Origin of the sequence: Marinobacter gelidimuriae (assembly GCF_000372805.1) — a bacterium.
Taxonomy (GTDB): Bacteria; Pseudomonadota; Gammaproteobacteria; order Pseudomonadales; family Oleiphilaceae; genus Marinobacter; species Marinobacter gelidimuriae.
This window is the reverse complement of sequence record NZ_KB889935.1, coordinates 1-9,757: the sequence shown is the minus strand read 5'-3', so window position 1 is coordinate 9,757 and position 9,757 is coordinate 1. Positions and strand designations below refer to the sequence as shown.

Sequence of the window (9,757 nt, the reverse complement as noted above, 5' to 3'; positions counted from 1 at the left end):
CTTAGAAAACTTAGCCTGACGTAAAACGTTGTTAAACCCAATGCTCTTCCATGTGGTGCTGAAAGTATTGTCAATTTTAAGGTCTTCTTGGTTAAGTAGATCAGCCGTTAATGGTGGTAAGCCCAAAGTCTTTGTGACAGAATTCATTCGATGTCTCTTGTGGTTTTTTACGTTGTCTAGATAACAAGTATTTTACCACAATGAGGCATCTATTCCTTTTAAATCAATATGTTATTGGTGTTTTTATTTATGTTTTGAACCCCGAAACTTGAGTTATAAGAAAGAAGAATCCCAGGCGGCTAAAGACGCTATGGCGCAGATTCTGATTAACTCGCGGATGTGCGCCGAAGGCCACCGCCCGATCTGCCAGGATACCGGTATTGTGACGGTGTTCGTGAATGTTGGCATGAACGTGAAGTGGGATTTTGAAACCTCGCTGGACGATGCCATCAACGAAGGCGTGCGTCGCGCTTATACCCATCCGGACAACATGCTGCGGGCGTCGATATTGGCAGATCCGGACGGCAAACGTGAGAACACAAAAGACAACACGCCCGCCATCATTCATTACAAAATTGTGCCGGGCAACACCGTAGACATTCACGTGGCGGCCAAGGGCGGTGGTTCTGAAGCCAAGTCCAAGTTTGCCATGCTGAACCCGTCAGATTCGGTGGTGGACTGGGTACTGAAGATGATCCCGCAAATGGGCGCAGGTTGGTGCCCGCCCGGCATGTTGGGTATCGGTATTGGCGGCACCGCTGAAAAAGCCATGGCAATCGCCAAAGAAGCGTTGTTGGAGCCTGTCGATATTCAAGAACTGAAAACCCGCGGCGCATCAAACCGCGCTGAAGAGCTGCGCTTGGAGTTGTTCGAAAAAGTAAACGAGCTGGGCATTGGTGCCCAGGGCCTGGGCGGCCTGACCACAGTGCTGGATGTGAAAGTGAAAGATTTCCCCACCCACGCGGCCAACAAGCCGGTGGCGATTATTCCTAACTGCGCAGCCACCCGCCATGCGCACTTTGTGCTGGATGGCAGTGGGCCGTCATTGCAAACCCCGCCGAGCCTGGATGACTGGCCTGAAATTACCTGGGAAGTGGGCGAGAACGTGCGTCGGGTGAATCTGAACACCGTGACTCCGGAAGACGTAAAAGACTGGCAGCCGGGTGAAACCGTGTTGCTGTCGGGTAAGATGCTGACCGGCCGTGACGCCGCCCACAAAAAAATGGTGGACATGATCAACAACGGTGAAGAGCTGCCGGTGAACATGAAAGGGCGCTTTATTTACTACGTTGGCCCGGTGGATCCGGTGCGCGAAGAAGTGGTTGGCCCCGCAGGCCCTACCACGGCAACCCGCATGGACAAGTTTACCCACACCATGTTGGAAAAAACCGGCCTGACCGGCATGATCGGCAAAGCCGAACGTGGCCAGGTGGGTATTGACGCCATTCGCGAATTTGGTGCGGTTTACCTGATGGCGGTAGGCGGAGCAGCGTATCTGGTGTCAAAAGCCATCAAGCACGCTGAAGTGGTGGCCTTCCCGGAACTGGGTATGGAAGCCATCTACGAGTTCGACGTGGAAGACATGCCGGTGACGGTTGCGGTGGATTCCCGCGGATCTTCCGTGCACCAAACAGGACCGGCTGAGTGGCATAAGAAAATCATCGCCGCCAAGGCTGTTTAAATTGAAGGGGACAGATTTCAAATCTGTCCCCTTGAACCCTGCCCCAGTCCAGACCGGGGACGGATTTTAAATCCGTCCCCTTCATCAGGCGCTCAGCTGGAACAGCTGATGCCCATGCCCTTACCCCAGTCTGGGGGCAGGGCAGCGTAGCGTTCTTCGTACTGGGTTTGTTCGTCAAACGGTTTCTTTAGCACCGTCAGCAGCTCCTCCAGCGGCTGATAATCCCCGTTTTGCGCCTCCAGAATCACCTGCTGTGCCAAATAATTACGCAAAATGTATTTCGGATTTACCCGGCCCATGGCGTATTCCCGGGCATCGTGAGCCTGAGTTTCCTGCTCCAGCCTTTGTTCGTAACGGCCAAGCCAGGTATCCGCAATAGCGCGGTCAGTAAACAAGTCGCGCACTGGCCCGTGGCCGCGGCCATACAGCGTCGACAGGCCGCGGAAGAAGCGGGTGAAGTCGACCTTCTGTTCATGCAACATGCTGAAGGTGTCCATAATCAGATGCATGTCGCCGTCATCGCCCTGCTGCAGGCCGAGTTTGTCCCGCATGTTCTGCAAAAAACGAGTGTTGTAGGCGCTTTCATAGTGTTTCACGGCTTCGTGTACGGCGTCTTCACCCATCACCGGCAATAATGCTTGCGCCAGGTAATGGCAGTTTTCGAAGCCCATCTGTGGCTGGCGGTTGTAGGCGTAGCGCCCGCGCTCGTCGGTGTGATTGCAGATATAGCCGGCGTCAAAATCGTCCATAAAGGCGTAGGGGCCGTAATCGAAGGTGTCGCCAATAATCGACATGTTATCGCTGTTCATAACGCCGTGGCAGAAGCCCACGGTTTGCCAGTCGGCGATCAGCCGCGCGGTGCGGCCCACCACGGCTTCGAGCCAGCGCTGATGGCGCTCGGTTTCAGGCAGTGTGATCAGCTCCGGGAAATGCAGTGATATTACGTGCTCCAGCAGCGTTTTTACGGTGTCCGGGCCCTGGTGATGAGCGGCGAATTCGAAGTGGCCAAAACGGATGTGGCTGTGGGCTACCCGCATAAGCGCGGCGGCGGTTTCAATGGATTCGCGGCGTATCGGGTCTTTGGCTTTCACCATGAACAGGGCGCGGGTGGTGGGAATGCCCAGCCCGTGCATGGCTTCGCTGCACAGGTACTCGCGAATGGTAGAGCGCAGCACCGCGCGGCCATCGCCAAAGCGGGAGTAGGGCGTCATGCCCGCACCTTTCAGGTGCCAGTCCCAGCGCTGACCGTTTGGCGCGACGGTTTCCCACAGCAATAGCCCGCGGCCGTCGCCCAGGTCCGGGTTGTACTTGCCGAATTGGTGGCCGGTGTACTTCATGGCGACCGGTTCCATGCCTTCCAGCAGCTCCGAACCACCGCCGACTTTTTCCCACTGGGCAGGGTTGTCACTGTGAAAGCCCAGTTCTCGCGCCAAGTCGTGGTTAAAACACACCATTTTTGCTTCTTTAAGCGGGCTGGGTTGCACGTGGGTGAAGAAGCTCTCCGGGAGTTCCAGGTAGCGATGTTCTACGCGAAAACCGTTGCTACTCATAAAAACCTCTACTCCCGTGTGGCATAAACTCTGCTAAATTTCCTATTAACCACTGTATCAACGACAGAAATCTTAACGCGTCTGCCAGTGCGCTTAAACCATTCATCAGACGCAGTGATTCGGCGGGGTTACATTCCGGAATCTGAAGGTTATAATCTTGAACCGGCTCAGGATGAGCACGAAAAGACACCAATCTTCAGGGATCGAAGATATGCCCCAGGCAAACGGACTGCAGTTTACCGCCCATGTTGGCGAACTCCCCTCTGATCTATTTTCCGTTGTCGGCTTCACGCTGACAGAGCGGCTGTGTGAACTGGTTCACGGCCGCCTTGAGCTGGCCAGCACCAACGCAGATGTTGATGCCTTCAGTGTTCTGGAGCAATCGGTAGTTTTGGTGGTCTGGCAAGACGGTGCGCCGCTTCACTGGTGTGGTCAACGAGTTTGCTCGGGGAGGCAGCGGCCACCGCCGTACCCGCTACGAATTGATCATTCAGCCGCCTTTGTGGCGCTTAGGGCTGATGCACAATAGTCGCATATTCCAGACTCAGACCACAGATACGAGCGTGCGCACGCTGCTGGAAGAGCGGGACGTTGTGAATTCGATGTTTGATCTTAAACGAACAGCCCGGCCTAGTCATTGCCGATCATCACGGTGATGCGCCCCGGCTGGAAGCCGTCGAATATAACGGCAAAGCGGGGGGAAGCACCAAGCAGCCTGCCGTGTTCCGCTTCCGCTTTGAGGAGCGCGTTCGCGTCGCCTCCGTGGCTATGAAAGATTACACCTTCAAGAACCCTGCCTACGCGCAAATTCACGAGCAAAGCGCCTGCGCATGGACGGCCCGCAGATTGCTATAGTCACCGGCCCGGAAGGTGAGGAAATTCACTGTGATGAATTTGGCCGGGTAAAGGTACGCTTCCCATGGGATCAGCGCCAGCGGCGTGAAGAGGCAGAAAGCAGCAAGAATAGTGAACACAGCAGCGCCTGGCTTCGGGTCAGCCAGGGCTGGGCAGGTGGCCAGTACGGCTTTATGGCTGTACCGAGAATCGGAAACGAAGTCATCGTCTCCTTTCTGGACGGCGACCCGGATCAGCCCATTATCACCGGGCGCACTTACCACGCAACCAACACGCCGCCTTACGCGTTGCCGAAACACAAAACCCGCACCACTCTAAAAACCCGGACCCACAAGGGCGGAGGCAGCAACGAACTGCGCTTTGAAGATGAAACGGAAGAAGAACAGGTTTATATCCACGCCCAAAAAGACCTGGATCTGCTCACGGAAAATAACCGCACCGAAGTCATCAATAACGACAGCCACCTGACCGTCGATAACGACCACATCACAGTTGGCGGCGAAAAGCGCCAGTCTGTGTGAGGAGCAGAGCTCATGAACCAGAGTTGTTGTCCACTTTCTCATTCTCCTTTTGACCATTCACCCTGGCCTGACCCTTCCGCTGTCGGACTTATTTTGGATGGTGTCGCTATTCCACAGCTCGGCAAACAAATTTACCAATGGGCCGGCGACCAGCCGATCAGTGCCGAATGTTTATACGTCGCTACTCGCTGGGAGGTAATTTCGGATCTGTCTCCCTGGCTTGTGTGGTTAAGCGGGCCGGAAGACCCGGTACTGCGGGGATTCCTGGAGCAAGGGCCTATGCAAGAGCACGGCTATTTGCTGGTGTCTGCGGCAGACCGGGCTACAGCCAACCGGAACAACCTCAGAAATATGATGCAGCTAGATCAACAGATGAAACAGCTTCAGAACGACCATGACGTTGCTAAATCAACCCACGGCCATCGCTCCGAAAAAGCCCAGAGACTGGTGGCTGAATTCAAGGCGGCCCGTGAAAAGCACCGTGAAGTCGGTAAACATGTAGCGGGGGCCCTCAGTCCGGTTGAGGAAATCGACACCGGCCTGAAACTGGAAACAGCCGCTACCGGTCGTGCCGGCCTGACGTTGGTTTTGCCGGCATTGGATCAGCAGGAATTGGGGAAGTTCGTGGGGCATTTTCGGCAGGGTTTGACCTCGGCTCCCCGAGTGAACCTGATGGGGGATGGGCTTGGGTGAAAGTTTTTGGGCCACCTCAGCGGCAGGTTTTTGGCTGCTCAGGGAATCATGGATACCGCCTATGGTGCCAGGGCTCAAGCCCTGGCCAGTGCCTGGCAGCGTATTGCAGTGACTAGTGTGCATATACGAATGGGAAAACTGCATGTATGGCTTGGTGGTCCGGCCTATCTGGCTGGCGCGGTCAGCGCCGGAATCAGCGCCTACAAGCACCGGGAGAACTGGTTGGAAGCGGTCAGAACTGGCAACTCAGAAGCCCAGACCGGGGCCTTTCTGGGTATGGTTGGTAGTGGCGGTTTGGCGACAGTGTCACCCTTGATAAAGTTACAGGGGAAGACAAAGAACCCACTAGGTTGCAATTGAACTGCCACGGTTTATTTGCGGACAGCCTGCTGGAACCCCCGGAAGGCAAAGCGCCCTACCGGGTATCGGTTGCCGCATGGCGAATTCAGCCAGGGCAGATGGGGCTTGCACAGGCTCTGTGTATATGCTGAATGCGACTTCTGAAAGCCGGTACGCCTTGCTGAGCGAGAAGGAAAGGCAACGGCTGACCAACACCATGGACTCGTTCGGCGGGAAGGTGTCCTACCGGCGCACGCCTGACGGCCGGGATCAGCCCTACGAAGTGAACATTGCCCAGTTCACCTTGCACCTGGGACTAAAGCTGTTCGGTTTCTGGCGCCAAAGCATGCGGCGGGATCAGTCTATTTTCTGCATCCACAATATCAGCGACGAAATACAGCAGGTGGCGCTGAGTGATATCAACCTGATTGGCGCGGATCATTGGTTTGACTTGATCTCGGGTATGGCCATAGAGAACCTGTCGGGCAGTATCACACTGAAGCTGTATCAGAGTGTCTGGTTATCTAATCGCGAGTTTAGTAGGGAGTAGCGCTAAGTCCCCGGCCAATTCTGTGGCATTACAAACCACCGCTGTACTTCGCACCATTGGCCGCTGGCGGCATGGTGTTTCAGTTGTGCGAACAGGCGTGGTGACTGGTCTTGCTGAATTTGCTCCAGAATTTGCGCTGCCTGCTGCGGGCAGGGCGGGTGGCTCTGCTGCCAGGGCCCGATCCAATGGGGCTTGCGCAGCACCACCCAGGTGGCACAATCTTCGGGATGTAATTGGTGCGCATACACCCAGTTGCCCCGTAGGTGGTCAGCAGGAACGTAGGCGGGCACTTTTGCCGGGGGATAGAACAGATACCCGGGCATGAAAATTCGCGCAATCAAGGGCACGCTGATGCCGTGGCCGGCGAGCAATTCGCGGGCCTCTGGCGTTTGGCTGCGCTGGCTTTGCTGGTCTAGCAGACTGCTGGTTTTCAGGTCGAGACGGTCGTGGGCGTTAGGGCCAAACCATTGTGTGTGGCCCAGGTAAAATTTTATAGCAATTTCGTGGTGTTCCACCCGCTGTTCGTGGCGGTTATACACCACAAAGTCCAGCTCGCCGATGGTGCGTCCGTTGCTGTGAATCTGCTGATTCTGCAGCAGAATGTCCCAGCCTAATAGGCTTTCCAGCAGCACCCGATACAAACGTTCTACATAGTGGCCCAAGCGCTTCTGCGGCGGCTCTCGCAGCAGAGGCGGTGCGTTCTGAGGGTGTGCATCCCAGCTCAGCAGGGTGGCAAAATAATCGTTTGGCAAATAATACTGCGGCGTGAAGCTGAGCGAGCACTGCAGCAGCTGTGGCGAGCTGCACAGCCAGGCCAGGTGCCGAATGGCAGGATTGCTTAATGAAAACGAGGTGTTTGTGCTCATCCCCATAGAATACCGTAAACTGTTGCAAATAATGGTAACAGCAGAAAAACAGAAATTCGGCCGGAACGTATAACACGGTTCAGCTAACCCGATTCAAAGCGTAACGCTCAGGAGGCACTATGCAATATCTTCACACCATGATCCGGGTGAGTAATCTGGATGACACCCTGCGTTTTTTCTGTGACTTGCTGGGAATGAAAGAGGTCAGCCGAAAAGACAGCGAAAAAGGCCGTTTCACCCTGGTGTTTCTGGCTGCGCCAGACGACGAAGGGCGAGTGAAAGCCGATCGCGCACCGTCGCTGGAGCTGACCTATAATTGGGACCCGGAAGAGTACAGCGGCGGCCGAAACTTCGGTCACCTGGCCTATCGAGTGAATGACATTTACCAATTGTGCGAGCACCTGCAAGCCAACGGTGTAACCATTAACCGCCCGCCCCGGGACGGCTATATGGCGTTCGTGCGCTCGCCCGACGGTATTTCTATTGAGCTGCTGCAGAAGGGTGAGGCGCTTGCACCCCGTGAACCCTGGGCCAGTATGGAAAACAGCGGCAGCTGGTAAGGGGTACAATAATCAGCGTGGGAAAGGAATCCTGCGCTTGGTATACAAGGAGAGTAAGAATGGAAGATTGGCAAGGATGCCTGGCACCGCAATGCCAGAATGCGCTGGCGAATGCTCGCGCGCTGGTATTACAGCGCGGCGGAGCGGCGATTACCGTTGAAGATTTTTTGCTGGCTCTGCTAGACAGTTGCCACACCCTCAGCCATTTCTTGACAACCTGCAGTATCGACCTCGACGAGTTGACGCGCACGGTGCAGTGCGAACAGCCGATTGTTACCGGGGTGTCTGCGGAAGGATTGCTGTCTAGCCAATTGGTGCACTGGTTTGCCAGAGCGCGCGAGTTGAACGACGCGCCCTGGCTAGACTGGCCGGTGCTGCTGCAAACCCTTACTCACAAAACAGAACGCTTGCAGGAAAAAGCTTACGTTGCGGTGTTGGAGCGGGTGTCGGCCTGGCCAGCCAGCGTTGACGAGCTGACGATGAAGGCAGCGTCTAACGCTGCCGGTGTGCCCATGATGATGGCGCAGGTGGACTGGATTGAGCTTGCCCATACCGTAGCGGTAGAACTCAGCACAAACCCTGCAACATTGTTGTGGGTGAAAGGCCCTCGGGGCGGTGGTAAAACCCGCTGGCTGGAAAGTGTATTGCCATTGCTGGGTATCGATTACAAGCGACTGAATTTGCGCTGCGAGTCAGACGTGCTGAAGGTTGCCGAAGGCGCCCGGCACAGGCTGTGCTCGCTTCAACACTCTGGAGGCTGGCCTCTGTTGGTGATGGACGGCCTAGCGCCGCAGGATCTTTTGCGGCTGGTGGGCCGGCCTGGCAGTGCGGTGGGCGATGTGCTGGCTGCCTGGGGCGGGCCCATGTTGCTGCTGGCTGATGAGCGCATGAAAGCCACGGTGCAGCATGTTGATCAACTACAGCTGTGCCTGGGTCGCTCGCTGACCAGCGTGATGCTGCCGCCCTGTGGAGCTGGCCAGCTCCACGCTATTGTGGTGGCCCATCAGCCGGCGATAGAGCGCCAATGGAATATAGAGCTGGAGCCGGCGGCGATTGATTTCGCTGTCGCACAGCGTCACCGGTTTGAGTGCTGCCCGGGCAAGCTACTGATGTGGTTGGAGCGTGCAGCTGCACGCTTGAATCTGTTTGCCTTGCGTGGCAGCAGCGAGGCTTCGGCTCTGGCGGCACAAATCCAAACTCTGGAGTGTCAGCGCCTGGTGGCCCATGCGCGGCAGAGCAGTGTTGGCGAGCCGGACCTGGCGCTGGAAAAGCTGGTTCGGCAACAGCAGGTCGCAGAAGGTGAGTGGCACCGGCGTCATGCCCGCGGCAGCTTGCGCCAGCTGGGCGTTGCCGATTTGCAGGCCGAGCTGAAATGTTGGCTTGCAGCGAATTCAGCGGGCGTTCACACTGTTCACCATTAGGCGCAGCGATGCAGGTGTTGAACCCTTGTCATCACTTCTTAAATTGTTGGGAGATTGTTTGGGTGCAGGATTTGGAAATTTATATACGCGACCTTGAAGCCGGAGCGGTATCGCGCTGGCTGTCTGATCAATTGGGCCAGGTGTCGCTGAATGACGAGGTCATAACCGGCTTTGTGAAAGGTCACGCCAGTTACAATGGCAACCCGTTGTCGTTGTCGCTCTACCCGGGTGCTTTTGGCAAACGCTTCACGTGTCTGGTGATTGAGGGGCCATCGCTGCCCTGGAACAGCGATCTGGATTGCGCTCGCAGTGCCTGGTGCGCCATCGGTGGCGAGCTACGTTGCAGCCCGGGCAATTGGGCCGAAGGCGACGACGCCACTGAAGAAAGATGGTGGCGAATTGATGAGCGTGGTGAGCATCAGGCCATCTGGAATTAACTGAGAGCGGAATTAATAGAAAAGCGGAATTAGTAACATTATCGGTAACTATTCAGCTGGTTTGATTTAAAACGGTCGTATCATTACCCGCACCCACCGCCATGAACGGCGGCACACTCCCCTCGAACAAATGCATCAGGGCTTTCGAGGCAGACACGTTCTGCTTACGCGCCGTCGACAGATAACTGCGCACGCGACAGAAGGATCTCGGCCTGGTACTCGGTAACGTAACGGCGGATGTCCAGATCAACGACCTGACGTTTCTCGAAGCCCACAACCCGAAA

At 56.0% G+C, this 9,757-nt stretch carries 7 protein-coding genes and 4 pseudogenes; 8 read left to right on the top strand and 3 right to left on the bottom strand.

Annotation, left to right across the window (positions count from 1 at the left end):
- Window positions 1-271: 271 nt before the first annotated feature.
- Window positions 272-1,681, top strand: a pseudogene (locus tag A3OI_RS20680) (fumarate hydratase); the annotation flags it as partial.
- 92 nt (window positions 1,682-1,773) lie between these two features.
- Here A3OI_RS20680 and A3OI_RS0117005 read toward each other — a convergent pair.
- Window positions 1,774-3,231: a protein adenylyltransferase SelO gene (locus A3OI_RS0117005; RefSeq protein WP_018405439.1), complete on the bottom strand. Its 1,458-nt coding sequence runs from the start codon at window positions 3,229-3,231 to the stop codon at window positions 1,774-1,776.
- 331 nt (window positions 3,232-3,562) lie between these two features.
- On the opposite strand from A3OI_RS0117005, the pseudogene A3OI_RS24505 reads away from it, so the two are divergent.
- From A3OI_RS24505 to A3OI_RS0116975, 4 genes and pseudogenes are all read left to right on the top strand, one after another.
- Window positions 3,563-4,604: pseudogene (locus A3OI_RS24505) on the top strand (type VI secretion system Vgr family protein); the annotation flags it as partial.
- Window positions 4,605-4,700: 96 nt separating this feature from the next.
- A complete protein-coding gene (locus A3OI_RS24095) occupies window positions 4,701-5,300 on the top strand; it encodes a DUF4123 domain-containing protein (protein ID WP_018405435.1) in 600 nt (199 codons plus the stop codon).
- A gap of 48 nt (window positions 5,301-5,348) precedes the next feature.
- Complete coding sequence (locus tag A3OI_RS0116980; RefSeq protein WP_018405434.1) at window positions 5,349-5,660, top strand: hypothetical protein; 312 nt, start codon at window positions 5,349-5,351, stop codon at window positions 5,658-5,660.
- Between the two features lie 157 nt (window positions 5,661-5,817).
- Window positions 5,818-6,189, top strand: a pseudogene (locus A3OI_RS0116975) (alpha-amylase); the annotation flags it as partial.
- A 2-nt stretch (window positions 6,190-6,191) separates the two neighbouring features.
- On the opposite strand, the gene A3OI_RS0116970 reads toward A3OI_RS0116975, so the two are convergent.
- Window positions 6,192-7,055 carry a DUF1853 family protein gene (locus A3OI_RS0116970; RefSeq protein WP_018405432.1) on the bottom strand — a complete coding sequence of 288 codons (864 nt, stop codon included), beginning with the start codon at window positions 7,053-7,055 and terminating at the stop codon, window positions 6,192-6,194.
- Window positions 7,056-7,174: 119 nt separating this feature from the next.
- On the opposite strand from A3OI_RS0116970, the gene A3OI_RS0116965 reads away from it, so the two are divergent.
- The 3 genes from A3OI_RS0116965 to A3OI_RS0116955 all read left to right on the top strand — a co-directional run bounded on the left by A3OI_RS0116965 (window position 7,175) and on the right by A3OI_RS0116955 (window position 9,473).
- Window positions 7,175-7,615, top strand: coding sequence for a VOC family protein (locus A3OI_RS0116965; RefSeq protein WP_018405431.1), 441 nt, complete (start codon window positions 7,175-7,177; stop codon window positions 7,613-7,615).
- A gap of 59 nt (window positions 7,616-7,674) precedes the next feature.
- A complete protein-coding gene (locus tag A3OI_RS0116960) occupies window positions 7,675-9,036 on the top strand; it encodes a hypothetical protein (RefSeq protein WP_018405430.1) in 1,362 nt (453 codons plus the stop codon).
- Window positions 9,037-9,098: 62 nt separating this feature from the next.
- Complete coding sequence (locus A3OI_RS0116955; protein ID WP_026224267.1) at window positions 9,099-9,473, top strand: hypothetical protein; 375 nt, start codon at window positions 9,099-9,101, stop codon at window positions 9,471-9,473.
- Between the two features lie 52 nt (window positions 9,474-9,525).
- Here A3OI_RS0116955 and A3OI_RS22910 read toward each other — a convergent pair.
- Window positions 9,526-9,675 (bottom strand): annotated as a pseudogene (locus tag A3OI_RS22910) (IS66 family transposase); the annotation flags it as partial.
- Between the last annotated feature and the right edge of the window lie 82 nt (window positions 9,676-9,757).

Coding starts and splice junctions, on each gene's coding strand:
- A3OI_RS0116980 (WP_018405434.1), top strand. CDS start 5,349: ATGGATACCGCCTATGGTGCCAGGGCTCAAGCCCTGGCCAGTGCCTGG.
- A3OI_RS0116965 (WP_018405431.1), top strand. CDS start 7,175: ATGCAATATCTTCACACCATGATCCGGGTGAGTAATCTGGATGACACC.
- A3OI_RS0116960 (WP_018405430.1), top strand. CDS start 7,675: ATGGAAGATTGGCAAGGATGCCTGGCACCGCAATGCCAGAATGCGCTG.
- A3OI_RS0116970 (WP_018405432.1), bottom strand. CDS start 7,055: ATGAGCACAAACACCTCGTTTTCATTAAGCAATCCTGCCATTCGGCAC.
- A3OI_RS0117005 (WP_018405439.1), bottom strand. CDS start 3,231: ATGAGTAGCAACGGTTTTCGCGTAGAACATCGCTACCTGGAACTCCCG.